This is a genomic window from Pseudomonas sp. GW821-FHT04D07, assembly GCF_059420225.1.
This window is the reverse complement of record NZ_JBWKTH010000010.1, coordinates 12,878-34,508: the sequence shown is the minus strand read 5'-3', so window position 1 is coordinate 34,508 and position 21,631 is coordinate 12,878. Positions and strand designations below refer to the sequence as shown.

Genomic DNA, 21,631 nt, shown 5'->3' with positions numbered 1-21,631 from the left:
GCCTGCTCATGCAACAGCCACAGTCAAACCCGCACCGCGCCAAAGCCGCGGTGATCCGGGAAAAAGGCGGTCGCTTCCTGATGGAAGAGATTCAACTGCAAGCCCCGCGTGCCGATGAGGTGCTGGTGCGGGTGGTCGCCTGCGGGGTGTGCCACACCGACCTGATCGTGCGTGACCAGTATTTCCCCTGCCCACTGCCGATGGTCCTCGGCCACGAAGGCTCGGGGGTGATCGAGGCGCTCGGTGCCGATGTGAAGGACTTCAGCGTCGGCGACCACGTGGTGATGAGCTACCTCTCCTGCGGCCACTGCGAACCCTGCAGTACCGGCGAGGCGACCTATTGCACCCACACCTTCGCGTTGAATTTCGGTGGCAGCCGACTCGACGGCAGCGGCTCGACCCAGGATAGCCACGGGCAGGCGATCCACGACCACTTCTTCGGTCAGTCATCGTTTGCCACCTACTCGATTGCCAACCGCCGCAACCTGGTCAAGGTCGACAAGGACCTGCCACTGGAGTTGCTGGGGCCCTTGGGGTGTGGCGTGCAGACCGGTGCCGGCGCGGTGCTCAATGTCCTGCAGCCGAAGGCCGGCAGCTCATTTGCGGTCTTCGGCGCCGGTGCCGTGGGCTTGAGCGCGCTGATGGCGGCGCGCATTGCCGGGGCGACCACGCTGATTGCCGTGGACATCACCCCCGGCCGGCTGGAACTGGCCAGGTCGCTGGGGGCCACCCATGTGGTCAATAGCCTGGAAGTCGACCCCGTGGCAGAGGTACGACGCATCACCGCTGGCGGTGCGCATTGCACCCTGGAAACCAGCGGCCGCCCCGCGGTGTTACGCCAGGCCATCGATGCGCTGCGGGCACGCGGCACCTGCGCCATTGTCGGCGCGCCGCCAGCCGGCACCGAAGCCAGTTTCGACGTCAACGAGGTGATGACCCAGGGCCGGACCATTCGCGGCGTCATCGAGGGCGAAAGTATTCCCTCGGTGTTCATTCCGCGCTTGCTCGAGCTGTATCGCCAGGGTCGCTTCCCCTTCGACAAGCTGGTGCGCTTCTACGACTTCGATGACATCAACCAGGCCGTTGCCGACGCCCAGAGCGGCCTGACCGTCAAACCGATTTTGCGTATGGGTTGAACCCCGCGCAAACAACGCGCTGCCCGTCGGATACGGGCGGGCAGCGGATTCGCCTACCTATAAAAACAAGAGAAAGGCAATGCATACCATCAAGATCTCTAGGCTTGGTGCGGTTCTGGCCGCCTGCGTAACGCTCACCGCCCATGCCGCACCGTCCGAAGACCGCGGCGAAGGCGCCCTGTTTACCTCGCTTTTTGGCGACAGCCTGGAAAAGCAAACCGGGATCATAGTATCGGGGCTTTCGGAAACCACCTACTCCAGGAACAACCGCTCCACCGCGAACGAACGCCAGGCTGGCATGAGCAACTTCCCGGTGATCGGTGCCGGCGACGAAGGTCTGGAATTCGGCTCGTTGCACTTGTTCGTCGACAAACCACTGGACTCGAACATGATCCCGCGGGTCACCCCGCTGCCCGGGCCGACACCCGACAAGTTCTCGTTCGGCTTCACTTTCGAGGGCAACTACGGGCGCAACGCCCAGTTCGCCCGGACCTTCGGCTGGGACATGCATTGGGCGGCGAATGCCCCTGGCGACAATGACCCGGCCAAGGCCCAGCGCGACAAACAACGCTTCCTCGCCGTACCCAACCTGGCCGCCACCGCCTACCTGCCGATCGGCACCGGCCTGACCGTCATGGCCGGGATCTTCGGCCCGGGTATCGGCTATGAAATCCCACCGGATATCCGCGAGGCGCGCAATGCCTTCGCCACCAAGACCTACGCCCTGGTCTCGGAACCGGGAACCTTTTCCGGCGTGCTGCTGGGTACGCGCCTGATGAGCAACGACAGCGGCGTACTGGGGGTCGAGCTGGGCGTGGTGCAAGGCTGGAACAACCTGAGTGACAACAACGACAGCAAGACCCTGACCGGCGCGCTGCGCTGGCGCACGCCGGACATGAAAACCTGGGTCGACTATGAGTTCGTCGTCGGTAACGAGGAGAACTCCAGCGCCAACGATGTCCAGGCGCCGATCGAGCGGCTGATCTCACCGAACGGCCAACTCAAGCAGCAGCACTCGCTGAATGGCTGGCATGCCTTCGACGAGCACTGGTCGATGGGCGCCGAAGTGCTCTACGGCCATCAGGCCGGCGACGGCAAACCCAGCACCATCGATATCGTCAATGGCCCGGGCTTCGACGGGGCCCGTTGGTGGGACGCGAACGCGGTGCTGACCTATCGCTATCGCAAGAACCTGGCGTTCTCGGTACGTGGCGAGCACTTCAGCGACCCGGATGGCTTCGCCCTGTTCCCGGTCAGCAGTGCCCGCGGCGACTTCAACGCCGTCACCGCCGGTTTTCGCTATGACGTCAACCGCTACCTCTCGTTACGTCCGGAACTGCGTTACGACTGGTTCGACGGCAACCGCCAGGACCACCCCTTTGGCAACGGCCGCGACCGCGATCAGCTGACCGCCAGCATGGATGCGTTGTTCTACTTCTAAACCGCTGTTCCCTAGCCGCACCTGGCCCTGGGAAACCCCGGGCCATGGGCACGCCTCATCCTCAAATCTGGAAACCCGAACCATGAATGACAACAAGACTGCATGGGACTCGCGTTACGAATGGAAAGCCATCCTGCTCCTGGCTTTCGGTTTCGGCCTGGTCGGCCTGGACCGTTTCATCATCCTGCCGCTGTTCCCCGCGATCATGAAGGACCTGGCCCTGGACTATCAGGACCTGGGCAACATTTCCGCGGTACTGGCCCTGGCCTGGGCGCTTTCCTCGATCCTGATCGGGCGGATCTCGGACACCTTCGGTCGACGCAAGGTGCTGATCCCCTCGCTGATCGTCTTTTCGCTGTTGGCCGGCGTGTCCGGGTTGGCGACGGGCATCGCCTCGCTGCTGATGATCCGCGCGATCATGGGGATTGCCGAAGGCGCGTTCACCACCACCTCGATCGCCACCAATGCCGAAGTCTCCCATCCGTTGCGCCGGGGGCGAAACATGGGTATCCAGTTGAGCTTCTTTCCGCTGCTCGGGCTGGGGCTGGCACCGATCATCGCGACCCAATTGCTCGCCGTGGTGCCGTCCTGGCGCTGGGTCTTTGCCCTGGTCGCGCTGCCGGGCTTCGTGCTGGCCTGGTTGATCTACCGCAACCTGAAGGAAACCCGCCCGCAGGCCGCCCGGACCGCGACAGTCGCCGCTGAAACGGTCGAAAAGCACAGCTGGCTGAGCATCCTGCGCCATCGCAACATGCCGCTGAACATCATTGCCATGTGCTGCGCGCTGACCTGCCTGTTCGTTGTCAGTGTGATGACCGCCAACTACCTGACCGACTACCTGCACCTGAGCATCGCGCAGATGGGCTTCGTGATGTCGGCCATCGGCTTCGGTGGCTTCGCTGGGGACATGAGCATGCCCAGCCTGTCCGACCGCCTCGGACGCAAGCCGGTACTGTTGTTGTCATTCGTGGCCACGGCGGTGTCCCTGTGGCTGCTGATCAATACCGGGGCCGAACCATTGAAGTTGTTCGCCCTGCTGTTCATGACCACCTTCTTCAACTTCAGCATGATTTGCCTGATCAACGGGCCACTGACCAGCGAGTCGGTATCGCCAGCACAAATCGCCAGCGCGACCGGGCTGGTGGTCGGCGCCGCGGAATTGTTCGGCGGGGCTGTCGCGCCGGCACTGGCGGGCTTTATCGCGCAGCATTACGGCATTGAGAAAACCCTGTTGCTGGCGCTGGGCAGCTTGGGAATCGGCCTGGTGGTGAGCCTGTTCCTCCAGGAAACCCTGTCGAGCAAGCGCAAAGCAGCGACAGCCCAGGCGTTCCCGGCCCCCGGGCTGGCCGACAGCAAACCCGACTGAGAGCCGGATGCCGGGGATCAAGGCAACGACCAGGGCGCGCGCGGACTGAACGCATTGACAAGGAAGTCGACCATCACCCGGACCTTCGCCGGCGGCGTTCGGTCGGATGAGCGCAACAGGTGAATCCCACCCATGTCGGCCGACGGCGCGTCCAGGCTGACCGGTTCCAGTTCACCCCGACGGATCGCGTCCGTGACGATGAACTCCGGCTCGTAAAGCACCCCCAACCCGGCTACAGCGGCGGCGACCAGAGCGTCGCCGTTGTTGGTACGCAGACTGCCCTTGACCGCTACCCGCTGGTCGCCATCCTTGCCAAAGCGCCACTCATCAGGACGCGACAGGTTCGACAAGGTAAAGCTCAGGCAATTGTACCTGGGCAAATCGGCCCAACGCTCAGGTCGCCCTTGCCGTTTCCAGTAGTCGGGAGCGGCACAGACGACCATGGCGCTGTCGGCCAGCTTGCGCGACACCAGGCGACTGTCTTTCAACACCCCGACGCGGATCGTCAGGTCCCAGCCCTCTTCCATCAGGTCCACCACGCGATCATTGAGCCCCAGGTCAACCGTGACCCCAGGGTGTTGGCGCTTGAACTCCGGCAACAACGGCGCGACGAAGCGCACCCCGAAAGACAACGGGACATTGAGCCGCAACAGCCCGGTAGCCTCCACACGCTGCGAGGCAATCATGGCTTCCACATCCTCAAGGTCGGGCAGGATCCGGCTGCACGCCTCCAGATACTGCTGGCCTGCTTCCGTCAGGGTGAGTTTGCGCGTACTTCGATGAAACAGCCGCACGCCCAGGCGCAACTCCAGCGCATCCACATGCTTGGTCGCCATCGCCGGCGACACGCCCATCTGTCGGGCGCCGGCCGACAGGCTGCCGAGATGGGCAGCATGGGAAAAAATCTGCATGCCGGTAATCCGATCAAGCATTTCAATTCCTCACTCTGATTAAAAACTGAATCGCCAGATCAGCACATTATCACCCCTAGAGTGAATAGATAGAGTGTCGGGCAACGGCGTCATCCTGCTGGAGAACGGAGTCCTCCAAGCGCTGAGCCCTAGCCGATGACCCAACCTTGAGGCAGAAAATGAAGGCTTATCAAATCCTCGCCGGTAGCGGCATTGTCGGGCTCGAACCCGTCGAACGTAGCGCTCGCACGCCCGACGCTCACGAAATCAAAGTGCGTATCGACGCCACCTCACTCAATCACCGCGACCTCAGCTTCGCCCGGGGTCAGTTCTATAACCCGCCGAGCGAGCCGATCATCCCGCTGGTGGATGGCTGCGGGGAAATCATCGCGATGGGCGAGTCGGTCACCCGTTTCAAAGTCGGTGATCGCGTCATCACCAGTTATTACCCGCGCTGGATTGACGGTGCGCTGTCACTGGACAAGACCGCTGTTTCGTTCGGCGCCCAATTCGACGGCACCCTCGCCGAGGAAATCGTCGCCAGCGAGACGTTTTTCGCGCGAGCCCCCGTCAGCCTGAGCGCCGCGCAGGCGGCGACCTTGTCCTGCGCGGGCGTGACCGCCTGGAACGCACTGTTTGTTGCCGGAGCCGCCAAGCCGGGCGCAAGCGTGCTGATCCTCGGCACCGGCGGCGTATCGCTGTGGGCGCTGCAACTGGCCAAGGCCGCGGGGCTCTTCACCCTCGTGACCTCGTCTTCGGACGAAAAACTCGAACGGGTAAAAGCCCTCGGTGCCGACGCCACGATCAACTATCGCACCACGCCGCAATGGCAGGACGAAGTCCTGCGGCTGACCGCCGGCAGCGGCGTCGACCTGGTGGTCGAAGTCGGTGGCGAAGATACCTTGGCCCGCTCGCTCAAAGCCGCCGGTCCCGGCGCAACCGTCGTGGTCATTGGTCGGGTCAGTGGTGGCGGTGGCGTGTCGATCGAACCGGGCATGCTGATCGGCGGCGCCAAACGACTGGTGGGGGTGACGGCGGGTAGCCGAGCCATGCTCGAAGACCTGGTGCGCTTCGTCGACGTCAACCGGATCGTGCCAAGCATCGACAAGGTCTTCCCCTTCAATGAAGCCGTTGCCGCCTACGAATACCTGCAATCAGGCCAGCATTTCGGAAAGGTCGTGATCGAGGTTCGACGAGCGGCTGACGACTCATAGCGACGATTTATTAATTAAATCCCACATTACAAGATTTATGTTGAATGATAATGCCAATATCAGCATTCTCTACCTCCTTACCCTTGCAAAGGTTTTCACATGGGACAGCTAGCAAAGCACTGGATCAATGGCGAGTGGATGGACAGCGGGCAACTGCGCGACAGCCGCAACCCGGCCACAGGAGAAGTCTTCGCCTGCTTCTATGACGGCGGCGTGACCGAAGCGCAAAAAGCCGTGGCGGCGGCCAGGCGGGTCTTTCTCGAAAGCGACTGGAAAGTCGATGCGATGCAGCGCTCGACCGCCCTCAGTCACCTGGCCGATGCCTACGAGCGTCGTTCGCAAGAGGTGATCGACTGCCTGACCACTGAGAACGGCAAGCTGAAAATAGAGGCCGGCTTCGAGGCCATGCAAATCGTCCGCGCCCTGCGCTTTGCCGCCGGCCTGGCGCTGCACACCTACGGTCGAGTGGCCGAGCCACGCCCTGGCACGCAATCCATGGCGTTGCGCCAGGCCGTGGGCGTGGCAGGCCTGATCGTGCCGTGGAATTCCCCGGCGTTCCTGCTGATCCGCGCACTCGCTCCGGCACTGGCCGCCGGCTGTACCGCCGTCATCAAGTTGCCGGCCCAGGCCGCACAGACCGCCTGGTTGTCGGCGCAGATTCTGGCCAGCGTTGCGGAGATTCCCCAGGGCGCAGTGAATATCTTTGTCGAGAGCGGCGCCGAAGGCGCGAAGTTCCTGGTGGACAGCCCCGACGTGCCGGTGATCAACTTCACCGGCAGCACCTCGACAGGCCGCATGATCGCCGTGGCCGGCGCTGCCCGCTTCAAGCGCATCGGCCTGGAATTGGGCGGCAAGACCCCACACCTGGTGTTTGACGATGCCGATCTCGACGCCGCGGTGCCGGCCATTGTTGCCTCATCGACGGTGTTTGCCGGCCAGTTCTGTGTGACCGGCAGTCGAATTCTGGTGCAACGTGGCATCGCGGAAAAACTGAAAGGGCTGCTGGCGCAAAGACTGTCGGCCGTGCAACCGGGGCCCGCGACAGACCCGGCCAGTCAAATGGGGCCACTGATCGACCGCCAGGCGGCGGAACGGGTGGACCAGACCGTGAAGGTCGCCCTCGACGACGGTGCGACAGCCATTGTCCGTGGCGGCCTGATCAGCGAAGGCCTCCTGGCCGGCGGCGCGTTCTACCGGCCCACGCTGCTGGAGGTGCCGGCCGCCGGCCTGACCATCTCACGCGAGGAAGTCTTCGGCCCGGTCCAGACATTGCAGGTGTTCGATACCGAGGATGAAGCGGTGGCCATGGCCAACGACAGCGAATACGGGCTCAGCGCCTGTATCTGGAGTCGGGACGTCAACCGGCCGATTCGGCTCGCTCGACAGCTCGACGCCGGTCATATCTGCATCAACGACTGGGCCGGCATGCAGGTCGAGTTCGAAGAAGGCGGCTTCAAGAACAGCGGACAAGGTCGACTGGGAGGCCTGGCCTGCCTGGACGATTTCATGGAGTACAAACAGATTCTCCAGGTTTTCCGCCAGGGCTGAATCCTCTCGGCAGCAGGCGGTCCAGCCAGTCTGGACCGGCCGGCGGCTACCAGGACTCCCCACTTTCAGTCCCGGCAGCTGGCCTTCAGGTTCAGCGTCGGGTCGCCAGCTCGGCCCCCTGGCGCAAGGCTTCGAGCAAGCTGCGCTCGTCGGCGATCCCTTTGCCGGCAATATCGAACGCGGTGCCGTGATCGACAGAAGTACGCACCACTTCCAGTCCGACCGTCACATTCACACCCGCCTCCAGCCCCAACACCTTGACCGGGCCATGTCCCTGGTCGTGATACATCGCGACCACCAGGTCAAAGTCACCGCGCCCGGCGCGGAAGAACAGCGTGTCGGCGGGCAGCGGGCCGGTCACATCGAAGCCACGCGCTTGCAGTGCCTTGACCGCCGGAATGATTTTCTCTTCTTCCTCGCCATAACCGAACAGGCCGTTCTCACCGGCATGCGGGTTGATGCCGCATACCCCGATGCGCGGCCTGGCGATACCGGCCTTGATCAGTGTCGCGTTGCCACGCTCGATGGTGCGCTGCACCAGGCCGGGCTCGATCTTGCGGATCGCGTCGATGATACCGATATGGGTGGTCACGTGGATCACCCGCAGTTGCGGCGCAACCAGCATCATCGACACTTCGTCGACGTGCGTCAGGTGGGCGAGCAATTCGGTATGGCCAGGATATTTGTGGCCGCCAGCGTGCAGCGCTTCCTTGTTCAGCGGCGCGGTGCAGATGGCGTCAATCTGCTTGGCCTGCGCGAGCTCAACGGCGCGGGCGATATATTGATAGGCCGCATTGCCGGCGACCGCCGACAGTTGTCCGAACGGCAGGTCATCGGGGATCAGGTCCAGGTCGATGCAATCGATGGTGCCTGGCTGGTACAGCGCTTCGGAGGCGTCCTTGATACGCCTAATCGTGGCGCTGCCATTGACGATCCGGTTGGCCTGCTCCAGGCGGCGGGCATCACCGATCACCAGCGGTCGGCATTGCTGGTAGACGCTGTCATGGGTCAGGCTCTTGACAATGATTTCCGGCCCGACGCCCGCGGCGTCGCCCATGGTAAGACCGATAACGGGAAGATAGTTGCTCATAAGACTGACCTTGATCCTTTCAATGCATGAAGTGGAACGCCGGACTTGGCGTCCGCGCTCAAATGAAGCCAGGCGGCATACAGCGCCTGTTCACTGCCGAACGCGCCGGCCTTGGTGACGATGCCCGGGCGCCGGCCGTGTTCGAGGGCCAGCGGGCGCCCCACGGCGACACCGGCTTCGATTTCCGTGATCAGTTCCAGGCTCTCGATACCGACGGCCGTGAGCATCGCTCGCGCGGTTTCTCCCCCCGTGGCAACAAGACCGCTGACCAGTGCGAAGCAGGGCTTGACCATGGCTGCCAATTGGCTCGACAAGTGCGCGCCTTCGGCCGGATCGAAGGCGGCGTCGCGGCCGATGCGCAGTAACAGATCCTCGCCATGACTCAGGTGCTGGGCGATACGAGCCGCCCATGGGGCCCAGTCTTCGTGCCCCACGCCCTGGCGCAACACCACCGACGGCACTATCAGCTCGGCAATCCCACTGCGCGCCTTGAGTTCCGCGCATTGGCGCTCGGAAACGCCGGACAGGCTGCCGACCATGACCAGCACCGGGCCGGGTCCTTGCTCACACGCCGTGGCGCTAGGTGCCGAGGCCTGCAGCAGTTCCGGCAGACGGGTGATCTCGCGGGCCAGGCCACCGGAACCGACCCAGAAAAACGGCTGTTCCAGATGCACGGTGAGATCCGCGAGGATTCGCAGATCGTCACAAGTTTGCGCATCGACGATCAACGCTTGAATACCACTACGCCTGACCTCGAGCAGATGCTGGATGAGCAGCGCGGGGTGGCCGCGCAACAGTTCGACCCCCATGTGGCAGGTGGTCAGCCCGGCAGCGGCGAGCATCCCGGCGACATCAGCGGGGCGACCGGCATTTTCCAATTGCCAGGTATCAGTACTTTCCAGGGGGGCGCCGTTGACCAGCACACGACCGCCGCGCAACGTACGGCCCGTTGAGGGAAATGCCGGGGCGACAATCGCCAGACCGGCCAACCGCTGAAGCGCCGCGACCTCAGCCGCCCAGTTACCGCGCAACGTTGAATCGATTTTCTTGTACAGCCGCTGTCCCGGCTTGATCAACGCCTGGAACGCAGCAACGACGCAATCAGCCGCTTCCTTGGGTGGCAGGCGCCGGGAGTCGGTGTCCACGGCGATGACTTGGGCATCACCCATGACTTGCGCCGGACTCAGCGCCACCACCGTGCGCAGGCCGGCGCAGACAAAGCCGATGGCACAGTCGGCAGCGCCCGACAGATCGTCGGCGATGATCAGCACACTCATCGTGGCACTCCTTGCTCGCTCGGTGCCTGCCTCTCGGCAGCCAGGGCTTCCCGCGCCTTGGCCCGCTTGGCGATGGCCGAGACCAGCAGCGGCGAGATGATCGCCGTCACCACGACACAGGAGGCGACCAGCAAGGTGGCGCTGGCGGCGGCCTGTTCATAAACCGGGTTCGCCGCGGCAATCAGCGCCGGCACCGCGGCGGCATTGCCGGCGGTGTTGGCCGCCGCCGCCCCCGCCACGCCGGTACCACCGGACAAACGATCGGCGAAATACAGGGGGATGCCGGTGATCACGACCACGGCAAAACCCAGGCCGATACCGAGCAACCCGGCTTGCCAGACTTTGTGCAGGTCCAGGGTCGCGCCCAGGGCCAGGGCAAAGAAGGGAATCATCACCGGCACGGCCTTGGCGAGAAAGTCGCGCATCTCGCGATCGAGGTTGCCCAGCAGCATACCCAGCAGCAACGGCAGGATCGCGCCGACCAGGGTTGGCCAGGGGAATGCCGACAAACCTGCGACACCGAGCGTCACCATGGTCAGGAACGGGCCAGACTCCAGCGACATCACCGAGTACGCCCCCACATCTTCAGAACGACCGTACTGCCCCATCAAGGCCATGTACAAACCGCCATTGGTATCGTTCATGGCGGCGACCAGGGCCAGGGTCGACAGGCCGGCAAACAGCCCGGACGAGATCGGCTGCTCACCCAGGAAATGCCCCATCACGATACCGATGAGCATGGCGGTGCCGACTTTGGTACCGAACAGCACGCCACCTTTCTTCAGCAGGTAAGGCGTTGCCTTGACGTCGATGCTCGCCCCCATGCAGACATAGAAGACCGCCAGGATCGGCAGGGCACCGGTAAACAGTGCATTGGTAAAGGAACCGAAGAACTTCGGCATATCCGGCAGGAAGGTGGCAACGAGTGAACCGATAAGCAGCGGGACAATCATCATCCCGCCCGGGACGCGTTCGATTGACCGCTTGATGGGGAACTGGGCCATGCGGGTACTCCTTATTTTTATGTGGGCGCTGCTGAGCAAGCCTGACTGAATCAGTCATCGATATGATCGAAACGGTCACAATAACGATATGACAAAGCGTAAAAATGCGCAAGTAATCATTTTTATGATCATTTCAATCATTTTTACGGCGTCATATTCAAAAAGCTGCTCATTTGCCGCGGCTCAAGACGCCACTTGCGCAGCCACGACTTCTTTCAGACTGCGCCCCTGGTCCTGCAGCACCGCTTGTGCCGTATTACGCCCCGGCAAGCCGCTGATGGATCCACCCGGTGCCGTGCAGGCGCCGGTCTGATAGAGACCGGGAATGCCCATGCGACAGGGCGCGAAGTTGCCACCGCGATTGTCGAAATGGTGCGCGCTGCCGCGCCACATGGAAGGGTTCATCCGCTCGATATCCAGGGGACTGAGCAGGAATTTGGCGAGTAGTTTGTCTTTGCTCAGGTTGCTCGTGTAACGCAGGTAGCGCGTCAGGACCGCATCGGCGACCTGCTCCTTGATCTCGTCCCAGTGTTGCGGCCCGCCCTTGAGGTGGTAGGGCATGCACCCTTCGATTTTCAGCAGCCCCTGGCCGGCCGGTACCCGCGTGCGATCGAACACCGAGGGATGGCAGACCTGCAGCGGATAGTCCGCCAGGTTCAGTTCGCCACGGGCATCGTCCGGGGTCAGCGTGAAGATGCTCGCGGGGTCCTCCATCAGTGAAGCTTCGCAACTGGCAATGCTGCCTCCCGAGGCCAGCGCATATTCAGGCTCCTGGGTAAATGCAAAATGGAACTGGAACATGGCCAGTTCCGGCTGCATGAGGTTGACGCCATCCAGCACGGCATCGCCAAACAGTTCACGCGGCGCCATATCGACCAGGTGCTTGACATGGATGCTCGACACCACGCCCTTGTCAGCCCTGTATTGGCTGCCGTCGGCGCACTCGACACCTTTGCACGCGCCCTTGTCGATCAGCAGTCGGACAATCGACTTGCCGGTGAGAACGACCCCGTCGTGGGCTTCGATCAACCGGCCAAGCGCCACGCTCAACATCCCCGAGCCACCTTTGGGAATGGGCCGTCCCTTGAGGTGATCGAGCATTGAAAACGCCTGCCTGCCCGTGCCGTAATCACTGCCCTGCGGCCCGAAAAAGCGACCGCCGGAAAGGGCTGCCGCGCGCATCTGCGGGCTTTCCCAGACGGCCTGGGCGGCAGTGAACCCGCTCATCTCCCCGAGCCGACGCAGGTAGAGGCCGTCACGAGAAGCGGCCGCCACCTCCACGGTCATGGCCGCCAGTCCCGCACGGGCCGCCGCCGCGCGCCGGAAAGTCTGGGCATCTTTTTTCGACACTGGCTCGATGGTCGCGGCCGTACGCTCGACATCATTGCGAAACACCGTAAAGGAGGCGCCATCGAGGAAGGGATAGTGCAGCACGACCTCTGGATACAGGAGTTCGTAACCGTACTGCGCCAGGTCCAGCTCATGGTCGCGTATCAGCGGGTTGCCGAGAATGGCGCCGTGGGCGCTGGAACACAGGTCTTCCTTGAAGCCGGGCAGCAGCGGCTCGGTGGTCTTGCAGCCGCCGCCAATCACCGAATCGCCTTCGAGCACCAGTACCCGGTAACCCGCCTTGGCCAGATAAGCGGCGCAGACCAGGCCGTTATGACCGGCGCCGGCAATCACATAGTCGAACTGCCCGGAGGGTAGTGGTGTTCGCTTGACCACTGCCGGCGGGGTATCGCTGGCGTTAACCAGGGAGGTATCCGCAAGACCGGCAAACGCCGCCGGAATGGCCATTGCGGCCTTGAGGAAGTCTCGACGATCGATCGGCGGCATTTTCTACTCCTGTGGGCGCAATTTCGCTGTGACACTAGCGCCAATCCCCAGGCGGGATTAGAGGCTGGGCATGAAATTCACTTCCTACCGAGAGCGGGGAATACAACGTCTCCAGGTCGAGCAAGCAGGACCCGCTAGGCCATGCCGAGTTTTTTCAAGCGCGAAGCCAGGGTCGTCGGCTTGATCCCCAGCAACTCGGCGGCGCCATCCTTGCCGAACAACTTGCCGCCGCAGGCCGCCATTGCCGCGCACAAGTTGTCGCGCTCCAGCGTCCGCAGCTCTTGCTCGGTCATGATCCGCGAATGGCGCTCGACCAGCGGCGCCTGGCCGGGCACCACGGCATTGGGCAGGTCGATATTCAGCTCCGCACCGGTCGCCGTGATCAACGCGCGCTCGATCACGTTCTGCAGTTCGCGGATATTGCCCGGCCAGTCGTAGGCCTGCAGGCGGGCCATGTCGCCCTTGTTCAAACGGTGCCCGGGCATGTTCAAGCGTGCGCCGATCAGCTGGAGAAAGTGCGAGGCCAGCAAGGGAATATCGGAGCGCCGCTCGCGCAAGCTCGGCGAATGGACGGGAAACACATTCAGGCGGAAAAACAGGTCTTCGCGAAAACGCTTGGCTTGCACTTCAGCCCGTAAATCGCGATTGGTGGCGGCAACGATCCGCACATCCACGCTGCGGGTACGCTCCTCCCCTACCCGTTCGAATTGCCCCTCCTGCAGCACGCGCAACAGCTTGCTCTGCAGTTCCAGGGGAATCTCGCCAATCTCGTCGAGAAACAGGGTGCCGCCATCGGCCAGCTCGAAGCGCCCAACCCGGTCGCGTACCGCGCCGGTGAAGGCGCCACGCAGATGGCCAAAAAACTCGCTCTCGAACAGCTCAGCCGGAATCGCCGCGCAATTGACTCGGATCAGCGGCTGGTCACGGCGCTTGCTGACCTGGTGAATGGCCCGGGCGATCAGCTCCTTGCCGGTGCCGGACTCACCATGGATCAGCACGTTGGCATCGGTGGGGCCGACCACATCGATCTGCCGGACGATCTTCAGGATCGGCTCACTCTGACCGACGATATCGCGGTAGTTGTGCTCGATATGAATCTCTTCCTGCAAGTAGGCGTTCTGCTCCTCGAGACGCTGCTTCAGGGCCTGCAATTCGGCCAGCGCGTTTTGCAGTTGCAGCTCGGTGGTACGCCGCTCGGTGATATCGCGAAACACCACCACCGCCCCGACAATCCGGCTGTCGCTGATCACCGGCGTGCTGGTGAACTCGACGGCAAAGGAACTGCCATCGCGCCGCCAGAACACCTCCTGGCGCCCCTCGTGGACCAATCCGTCATGCACCGCCTTGTAGATCGGGCACTCTTCGACCGGGTAGTGACTGCCGTCGGCGTGGGTATGGTGGTGGATACGATGGATGTTCTTGCCGATCAACTCCTCGGGGGCCCAGCCCAGCATGCGCGCGCCGGCTGGATTGACGAAAGTGGCCAGCCCTTCGCTGTCGATGCTGTAGATACCATCCCCCACCGAACTGAGCAGCAACTGCTTGTCGCGTTCGGTTTCCTGGAACAGGTTCATGATATTGCGCCACTCGAGAAGGCCGCCACGCATGGTCCGTTCGGTTTCGGCCTGGTCGCGCTGGTAGCGCTGCCGGCTTTGCTCGCGCAGCACCAGGATCAGCTGCGGTTGGCCCTTGACCTGGAGAAGCGTGGCGGATATTTCGAGCTCGATGCGCTCACCGCTCTTGCAGTTGCAACTGAGCCCGTCGGTCCAACCGCGGCCCTTGTCCATCACCGCCTGGGTAAAGACGATCAGGTCCGCCAACTGATGACCGAACAGCTTGCTGACCGGCAACTCCAGCAACTCCTGACGGGGGTAGCCGAGCAACTGGCAGGTGGCGATGTTCAAGTCGCCGAAACGGTCGCCATAGGGGTTGAGCAAGGCGATGGCTTCGGCGCAATGCTCGAACACCATATGGCGGGAGGAATAGGCCAGGTCGGCCCAGCCATTGAGGAAGTCAGTGTCGCTCATGCCTACGAAATTCCGTAACCGCCTGCTGTCGAAGCGCCTATTTATACGGAAGTTCGTAATATCTCGATAGGATCAGATTGATCTGAAAAAGCCGCATCAGATAGCAGAATCGAGCCAAAGCAAACCGCCGCCTGATAGTTGAGAAAAATGGAATGATGTTGTCCGTTTTACTCTGATTATCTTTGCAAAAGTACCGCCCATCATGACGTCCGCTCGCCAACCCGCCTCTGGAAACGACACATGCCCACTCCGCCGCCAGCCAAACAGCAATGACGCCCTGCTCAAACACAGACACGCCGGTGCTACGCCGCTGCCTGCAGATTGCAAGCCTTGGACTGCTCGCCGCGATGACGCTCATGGCATGCGCTACGACGCGAAGCCCCGATGCCACACAGGAGATGACCATGCAACCCTCCATTACCTATTTGCATCTGCTGCGGCACACGCCGTTTTTCACAGCGCTGTCGACCGAGCAATTGCAGTGGGTGATCGATCATTCGCAGGAATGGGCAACCGAGGACGGCGCGGTCGTCGCCAAGGGTGATCGGAGCGGCACCTCGGCCACGGACTACTGGATCCTGCTCGACGGCGGATGGCGGCTGGACTACCACGGCCGTTCGTTTCCCAGCGGGCACGCCGATCCCGGCCAGTGGTTCAATATCCGCGAAGCCCAGGGGGCGAACTGCGCATTGATCACCACCGAACACAGTTACGTGATGCGCATTACCGAGGCCGAGATGCATACCATGCTGGACAAAGGCTTTGCGTTCGGGCCTCACCTTGATAGCGGTCGCGCCTACTACGGCTCGATATTCCAGGGCAATGTCCAAGCGCTGGCCCCCTTGCTTCACTAGGACGTGATCGATGCCACGGAACGAAGGGGCCGCGCGACGGCAGCCCCTTGCAAACTCAGGCACCCAGCCCGAGTTTCCTGGCCCATACATCGTATTCGTTGATGTCGCGCACGGTGTCCGGGCTCGCCGCCGCAAAGCGGGCGATTTCATCTTTACGCATGAACACCACCCCCGGTTGCTTGAGGGCATACTCGAGGAATCGTCCCAGGGAGCGAACCCGCGCCGGTCGACCGGCGATGCGATCATGGGTACTGATCGACATCATCCGCCGACGACTGCCGGCTTCTTCGTAGAGCTGCTCGAACTCATCGTGCAACTGCCGCTCGAACGCGTCGACGCTGTACTGGTAGCCCTCGAACTGGATGATGTCGTTCAGGTTCATCGTATAAGGCACCACGACAAAATCCTTGCCCCGCACCGGAATCAGGAACGGCTCGTCGCGACTGACATCATCGATGTGATACTCGAAGCCCAGGTCCTGCAGCAGGTTGAGGGTATTGGGGGTACCGCGCATGGCGGCGCCGTTGTAACCGACCGGGCGCACGCCGGTAGCCTTGACGATGCTGTCGATGTTGTCGGCAATGAACTGGCGCTCGTCCTCCAGCGACAGGTCGTACTGTGGAATCCAGTCACGCCCGTGAGCTGCCGCTTCGTGGCCGCGCTGGACGATTTCCCTGGCCACCTCCGGGGAACGGTCGACCGCGCTGCCGACCATGTGCGAGGTGACCTTGATGCCGTACTTGTCCCAGAGGTCGAGCATCCGCTGAATCCCTTCCCGGTAACCGTACTTGTACCAGGACTGGGTGGGGAAGTCCGGATAGCCGTCCTTCATCCCGAACATGTTGCTGAACGGCCCCATCGCACCAAAGGGGGCTTCGCCGCCCGCTTCGAACTGCATGGAAACCGATATCACGAGCCGGACACCTTCCGGCCAGAACGCCTTGGTCATTTTCTTGCCTCTTTCAGGGTGATGCGGGGATCGAAAGCCAGGTCCGCACTGGCCTGGCCCTGGCTTGCAAGAACGGACACGCGCTACTGGCGGGCCCAGATGCCGCGATAGACATCCCGGTAGTGGTTGTCCGGGTCATACAGGTTGCGGGGCCCGCCATCCGCGGTGATATTGCCGGCCACTACCAGGTGCACCGGCGCACTGAAGCCGCTCGGTGCCTGCCCGGCAAACGCCCGGTTCAACTCGTCGACTGCCTGCCAACCCTGCTGGGACACCGGCTCGGCGACCGTGGCGCTCTGGTATTGCCCGGTCCGAATGCGCTGGAAAGCGGTTTCGCTGCCGTTCCCGGCGGAAATCCCGAGCAGCGGCCCATCCGGGGCATAACCCGCCTGCTGCAGCGCCGGGGCCATGAAATCGAACGTCAGGTCATTGATCGACAAGGCGTAGGTCCATTTCGCCCCGAAACGCTGCAACAGCGTGGTGGTCAGTTGTGGCATGCGCGTCGCGGAATCGGCCAGGGGCGCGTCCTCGACTTTCAGTAGCTGGCAACCCGAACACTGCTTGACCAGGTCAGCCATCGCGTTGGATTTGCTGATCGCAATTTCGTAGGTGGAGTCGGTGAAAATCACCACCCCGGCCTTACCATAGGACTGCGCGACGACATACATCACCGCCGCCTTAGCGACTTCGAGCGGATCAGTGGCCAGATTGGTAAACAGACCCGTCGCGGGCGCCGGACCGGGCCTGGACAACGAGTGCCAGCCCACCACGCGGATGCCCCGCGCACTGGCATCCTTGATCAACTGCGCCTGCTCATTGCCATCCACGCTGCCCAGCACGATACCGTCCGGCTTGAGGGCGATGGCCTGGTTCAAGGCCGCCGAGCGCCCCGAAATGGAGCCTTGCCCATCCAGCGAGCGGAAGCTCCAACCGATGGATTTTGCAGCTTCCTGCACCGCCTGGCCGACGCCCCGCGGGCCACTGTCACGCTGGTCCGCGGAGACGAACACAATGCTCTTGCGCGGTTGCGCGGGCACGCCGGTAGTGGGACCGGTCCAAGGTTGGCCAGGCTTGGTGACCTCAAGGGTATAAGCCCGTGCGGCGTCAAGGAAGGCATCGTCGGCATGGGCCGGTGACGACAGTGGCAGCCATGCCGCCATTGCCACGCAGAGGTGTAGCCGCTTCAGGTTGAGCATTTTCATGGTGTCCCCTTTTGTTGTTTTTGGAGGAGGTGCATCGCTGAAAAAAGGGTGTCAGGTATGGGCCGGCTTACCCTCCGGATTGGCCGGTGTCTGCGCCGGAACAGCTGGGCGTTTACGCGCTACGCCACGCCGGCGCTGGGCGTAGCCGGCAATGCCGATGGCCACCAGCAGCGTCATGCCGTTGAACAGCGGCTCGACATAGAACTCGCCACCCAGTTGCTGGATACCGGAGATACCCACGGCCAGGATCACCACCCCGACCACGGTGCCCCAGACATTCACCCGTCCCGGCTTGAGGGTGGTCGAACCGAGGAACGCGCCGACCAACGCCGGCAACAGGAAGTCGAGCCCGACACTGGCCTGGCCGATGCGCAGCTTGGCGGCCAGGATCACCCCGGCGAACGCCGTCAATACGCCGGACGCGACGAACGCGCCGATCACATAACGGCGGGTGGGAATGCCATTCAGCGTGGCCGCCCGGGGGTTGGCGCCAATCGCATACAGGTAGCGGCCGACCGGCAGGTAGTCGGCCGCGAGCCACAGCAGCAGGCTGATGACCAGGACATACACCGCGACAATCGGCATGCCCCAGAGGTGACGGGTGAACAGTGCCGTGAACGAATCCGGCAAGCTGCCAATGACTTGCCGGCCCTGGGTATGCCACATGGCAATGGCGTACAGGACGGTGCCGGTGCCCAGCGTGGCGATGAACGAGTCGATCTGGGCAATTTCCACGAGCAAGCCGTTCAACAGACCCAGCAGCGCTCCCAGGAGCAGGACGATGACGACGGCCGTGATCCAGTCGAGCCCATAGACCGTCTGCAGGCTGATCGCCAGGATGTGCCACAGCACAATGCCGTAGCCCACCGTGAGGTCGATGCGCCCGCTGGACATCGGGATCATCGCCGCCAGCGCGAGGATGGCGATAATCGCCTTGTCACCGACGATCGAGCGCAGGTTGAGCAGTGTCGGAAAGGTGTCCGGCAGCAGGACCGAGAACAACACGATCAACAGCACGGTCAGGATCGGCAGGCCGAACACCGGTAGCCGGCGCAACAGGCGCGCGCCGCCCGAGAGCTCGGCCAGCTCCCGCCGGGTCGGTTCAAGCGCATTGGATTTAAGCGATTGCATGGTGGAACCTCACTCGGGTTGGATTATTGTTGTGGGAGCAGGATCGACGGCATCCAGGGACGCGCAGCGCAGCAGCGCATCGACGCTCAGTTGAGCAACCGATAACTCACGGGCAATCCGGCCCTCGCGAAAGATCAGGGCGCGGTGACAGATCTGTGCGGTTTCTTCGAAGTCCGAGGAGATCAGCAGCACCGCCATGCCGGTCCTGACCGCCTCCCCGAGCAGGCGGTAGATCTCCACCTTGGCGCCGATGTCGACACCGGCGGTGGGATCCTCGAGCATCAGTACATGGGCGCCAATGCGCAGCCAGCGGGCGATGACCACCTTCTGCTGGTTGCCGCCGGACAGGCTTTCAATCGGTGCCGCCGGATCATTCGGCGCCAAGGCCACGCGTCGCCCCAGGTCGAGGGCTTCACGGGTTTCACTGGCTGCCGGGCGCAATGCAAGCCCGCCGCGACCGCTGGCCAACGGATTGAGAAAGAGGTTTTCCCGGATACTCAGGCCCGGGGCGATCGATTCCCCGTAGCGGTCGCCGGCCACCAGGCAGACCCCGCTGGCGATGGCGGCGGCGGGTGTCGAAAGGTCCACCCGGGCGCCATTGAGCAAGACTTCGCCGCAGAGGATCGGAGCCGCCCCGAACAGTGCCTTGCCCAAGCTGTCGTGCCCGGCCCCGCGCAAGCCAACCAGGCCAAGGATCTCGCCACGGCGAACGTCGAAGCTCAACGGCCCGGCCTCCTCCGTCACCAATCCCCTGACGGTCAGGACGGTCGGTGCGGCGCTGAGCAGTTGCGGACGGATAAAGACCGCATCGGGTTCGCGTCCGATGATGTGCCGGATCAGTTCGTCCGGACGGGTTTGCCGGGTCAATTGCTCCGCCACCTTACGACCATCGCGCAATACGACGATGCGATCCGACAGGGCAAAGACTTCGTCGAGCCGGTGCGACACATAAATCATCGCCACACCGCGGGCTCGCAGCCCCTTCAGGACTTCATGGAGCCGCAACACCTCATTCTCGGGAAGACTGGCACTCGGCTCGTCCAGGACCAGCACATCGGCGTTACTGGAAAGCCCACGGGCAATGGCCACCAGGGACTTTTCCGCCCGGCTCAATTCAGCGACCCGTCGCTCCGGATCGATCTCGCCCCCCACCAGCGCCAGCGCCTCACGGGCCCGGCGGGTGACCGACGACCAATGGATAAGTCCGGACTGCCTCGGATAGAAGGTCGAGAGTGCGATGTTCTCCGCCACGCTCATCCAGTCAACCAGCCCCAGGTCCTGGTGCACGAAGGCAATACGCTTGCGGTTGGCCGCGGGATCGAAGGGCTCGCCACGAAACAGCAAGCGGCCGCTGGAAGGCAGGTGGACGCCGGCGAGGATCTTGATCAGGGTCGATTTTCCGGCACCGTTTTCCCCCAGCAGGGCGACGATTTCGCCGGGGGCGATAGCAAAACTCACGGCCATCAGGGCCGGCACGCCGTTGAATTTTTTCCCGACCCCTTCAACCGTGAGAATGGCCGGACGGGTCGCATCATGCGTGAGACTTCCAGGATGTAGATCAACGGGCATATCATCCTCCGTGGCCGATTTTCGTTTTATCGGCCTGTTATTTTTGTTTTCGGCTATTATCCGCTTCAGAAAAATTGCCACCGACTGAAATCGGCCAATCAATCATCGAATATCGGCCAGCGGTAAAACACAGTTCGGCCCACAGCGACGAATCGGCGGGAGTGATGAGATGGGCGATGCGGCAGAGTTATCGGCCTGGATCGAACCGGAGGATGACCGACACAACCCGTTCCGCTGCGAGGCTGTCATTCCCGAATGCGTGGAACGCATCGAGCCGGGACAACTGACGGTCGGTTCCCGGGGCGACTGCAAAAACAAGATTCTGTGCGTGGAGCGTGGCCGGGTAAAACTCGAAGGCCCCCATGGCCAGTGGCTGGTATTGCCAGCGCATATGGTGTTCATTCCCCATGATCGGGCCTACCGGATCTGCACCAGTGCGGATGCCGTGCTGGTGGTCATCCACCTGAGTGCGCAACATACCGTCTGGCAACACGAGGGTTGCTGGGCTGCGTCGATCAGCAGCCTGGCCCGGGAAATGTTCGGCTATGCCTTGCGCTGGGGGCGCACGCGCAATGCCGACGATGCCGTGGCCAACGGCTACCTGAACACCCTCGGCCTGCTCTGCAAGGACTGGTTCGAATGCTCGAGAATGATGTGGGTGCCCTATGGCGAGTCGCCGATCATCAAGCGTGCCGTCGCCTATACCCGCACGCGGCTGGATACCGCGACCATTGAATTGGCCGCCGATGCCGCCGGCACCTCGACCCGAACCCTGCGCCGACATTTCCAGGAGGAGTTGGGCATGAGCTGGCGCCGCTTCCTGCAGGAGTTGCGCATGGCCCGGGCGATCGAATTGCTCACCCGCAAGCAGATGTCGGTGACCCAGACCGCGCTGGAAGTCGGTTTCAACAGCGGCGCCGCCTTCACCCTGGCGTTTACCACCTTCACCGGCAAAACCCCGAGCGCCTACGTCCGCGACTTCCTCAGCAACGGCTCGATCATTCAACAGACCTGAGCACGGCTGGGCGTCAGGCCGCGACGCCCGGCCCAATACGAACTCTCGTCATACCCGCTAC

General features: G+C 62.8%; 18 protein-coding genes. 7 read left to right on the top strand and 11 right to left on the bottom strand.

Annotated elements, in window-relative coordinates:
* Window positions 1–8: 8 nt before the first annotated feature.
* The 3 genes from AC07T0_RS14400 (at window position 9) to AC07T0_RS14390 (ending at window position 3,943) form a co-directional block, all read left to right on the top strand.
* Window positions 9–1,136, top strand: a complete 1,128-nt coding sequence (locus tag AC07T0_RS14400; RefSeq protein WP_495001816.1) for an NAD(P)-dependent alcohol dehydrogenase — start codon at window positions 9–11, stop codon at window positions 1,134–1,136.
* A 79-nt stretch (window positions 1,137–1,215) separates the two neighbouring features.
* Window positions 1,216–2,577 carry an outer membrane beta-barrel protein gene (locus tag AC07T0_RS14395; RefSeq protein WP_495001815.1) on the top strand — a complete coding sequence of 454 codons (1,362 nt, stop codon included), beginning with the start codon at window positions 1,216–1,218 and terminating at the stop codon, window positions 2,575–2,577.
* An 82-nt stretch (window positions 2,578–2,659) separates the two neighbouring features.
* Window positions 2,660–3,943 carry an MFS transporter gene (locus AC07T0_RS14390; protein WP_495001814.1) on the top strand — a complete coding sequence of 428 codons (1,284 nt, stop codon included), beginning with the start codon at window positions 2,660–2,662 and terminating at the stop codon, window positions 3,941–3,943.
* A 17-nt stretch (window positions 3,944–3,960) separates the two neighbouring features.
* On the opposite strand, the gene AC07T0_RS14385 is transcribed toward AC07T0_RS14390, so the two are convergent.
* Entirely contained in the window at window positions 3,961–4,875 is a 915-nt protein-coding gene (locus AC07T0_RS14385; protein WP_495001813.1) for a LysR family transcriptional regulator, read from the bottom strand.
* A gap of 158 nt (window positions 4,876–5,033) precedes the next feature.
* Between AC07T0_RS14385 and AC07T0_RS14380 the strand changes: the two genes are divergently transcribed.
* Together AC07T0_RS14380 and AC07T0_RS14375 are read left to right on the top strand one after the other, a co-directional pair.
* Entirely contained in the window at window positions 5,034–6,068 is a 1,035-nt protein-coding gene (locus AC07T0_RS14380) for a zinc-dependent alcohol dehydrogenase family protein (RefSeq protein ID WP_495001812.1), read from the top strand.
* A gap of 99 nt (window positions 6,069–6,167) precedes the next feature.
* Window positions 6,168–7,616, top strand: a complete 1,449-nt coding sequence (locus AC07T0_RS14375) for an aldehyde dehydrogenase family protein (RefSeq protein ID WP_495001811.1) — start codon at window positions 6,168–6,170, stop codon at window positions 7,614–7,616.
* Window positions 7,617–7,707: 91 nt separating this feature from the next.
* Here AC07T0_RS14375 and pdxA read toward each other — a convergent pair whose 3' ends face one another.
* The 6 genes from pdxA to AC07T0_RS14345 all read right to left on the bottom strand — a co-directional run bounded on the left by pdxA (window position 7,708) and on the right by AC07T0_RS14345 (window position 15,256).
* Window positions 7,708–8,706 (bottom strand): 4-hydroxythreonine-4-phosphate dehydrogenase PdxA, encoded by a 999-nt coding sequence (gene pdxA, locus AC07T0_RS14370; RefSeq protein WP_495001810.1) that lies wholly within the window; start codon window positions 8,704–8,706, stop codon window positions 7,708–7,710.
* Window positions 8,703–9,983 (bottom strand): four-carbon acid sugar kinase family protein, encoded by a 1,281-nt coding sequence (locus AC07T0_RS14365; RefSeq protein ID WP_495001809.1) that lies wholly within the window; start codon window positions 9,981–9,983, stop codon window positions 8,703–8,705. The genes pdxA and AC07T0_RS14365 overlap by 4 nt, the downstream gene beginning before the upstream one ends.
* Complete coding sequence (locus tag AC07T0_RS14360) at window positions 9,980–10,987, bottom strand: 2-keto-3-deoxygluconate permease (RefSeq protein ID WP_495001808.1); 1,008 nt, start codon at window positions 10,985–10,987, stop codon at window positions 9,980–9,982. The genes AC07T0_RS14365 and AC07T0_RS14360 overlap by 4 nt, the downstream gene beginning before the upstream one ends.
* Window positions 10,988–11,170: 183 nt before the next feature.
* Complete coding sequence (locus AC07T0_RS14355; protein ID WP_495001807.1) at window positions 11,171–12,823, bottom strand: phytoene desaturase family protein; 1,653 nt, start codon at window positions 12,821–12,823, stop codon at window positions 11,171–11,173.
* Window positions 12,824–12,957: 134 nt separating this feature from the next.
* Complete coding sequence (locus tag AC07T0_RS14350) at window positions 12,958–14,850, bottom strand: sigma 54-interacting transcriptional regulator (RefSeq protein WP_495001806.1); 1,893 nt, start codon at window positions 14,848–14,850, stop codon at window positions 12,958–12,960.
* A gap of 37 nt (window positions 14,851–14,887) precedes the next feature.
* Window positions 14,888–15,256, bottom strand: a complete 369-nt coding sequence (locus AC07T0_RS14345; RefSeq protein ID WP_495001805.1) for a hypothetical protein — start codon at window positions 15,254–15,256, stop codon at window positions 14,888–14,890.
* Between AC07T0_RS14345 and AC07T0_RS14340 the strand changes: the two genes are divergently transcribed.
* On the top strand, window positions 15,255–15,704 hold the full coding sequence (locus AC07T0_RS14340; protein ID WP_495001804.1) for a cyclic nucleotide-binding domain-containing protein: 450 nt from the start codon (window positions 15,255–15,257) through the stop codon (window positions 15,702–15,704). The genes AC07T0_RS14345 and AC07T0_RS14340 overlap by 2 nt on opposite strands.
* Before the next feature lie 55 nt (window positions 15,705–15,759).
* On the opposite strand, the gene AC07T0_RS14335 is transcribed toward AC07T0_RS14340, so the two are convergent.
* The 4 genes from AC07T0_RS14335 to AC07T0_RS14320 form a co-directional block, all read right to left on the bottom strand.
* The gene (locus AC07T0_RS14335; protein ID WP_495001803.1) at window positions 15,760–16,653 is read right to left on the bottom strand and encodes a polysaccharide deacetylase family protein; all 894 of its coding nucleotides are present in this window, start codon (window positions 16,651–16,653) and stop codon (window positions 15,760–15,762) included.
* A gap of 83 nt (window positions 16,654–16,736) precedes the next feature.
* Window positions 16,737–17,855 (bottom strand): substrate-binding domain-containing protein, encoded by a 1,119-nt coding sequence (locus tag AC07T0_RS14330; protein WP_495001802.1) that lies wholly within the window; start codon window positions 17,853–17,855, stop codon window positions 16,737–16,739.
* A gap of 51 nt (window positions 17,856–17,906) precedes the next feature.
* A complete protein-coding gene (locus tag AC07T0_RS14325) occupies window positions 17,907–18,986 on the bottom strand; it encodes an ABC transporter permease (protein WP_495001801.1) in 1,080 nt (359 codons plus the stop codon).
* A 9-nt stretch (window positions 18,987–18,995) separates the two neighbouring features.
* Entirely contained in the window at window positions 18,996–20,555 is a 1,560-nt protein-coding gene (locus AC07T0_RS14320; protein ID WP_495001800.1) for a sugar ABC transporter ATP-binding protein, read from the bottom strand.
* Window positions 20,556–20,724: 169 nt separating this feature from the next.
* On the opposite strand from AC07T0_RS14320, the gene AC07T0_RS14315 reads away from it, so the two are divergent.
* On the top strand, window positions 20,725–21,570 hold the full coding sequence (locus AC07T0_RS14315) for a helix-turn-helix domain-containing protein (protein WP_495001799.1): 846 nt from the start codon (window positions 20,725–20,727) through the stop codon (window positions 21,568–21,570).
* The last annotated feature ends 61 nt before the right edge of the window (window positions 21,571–21,631 follow it).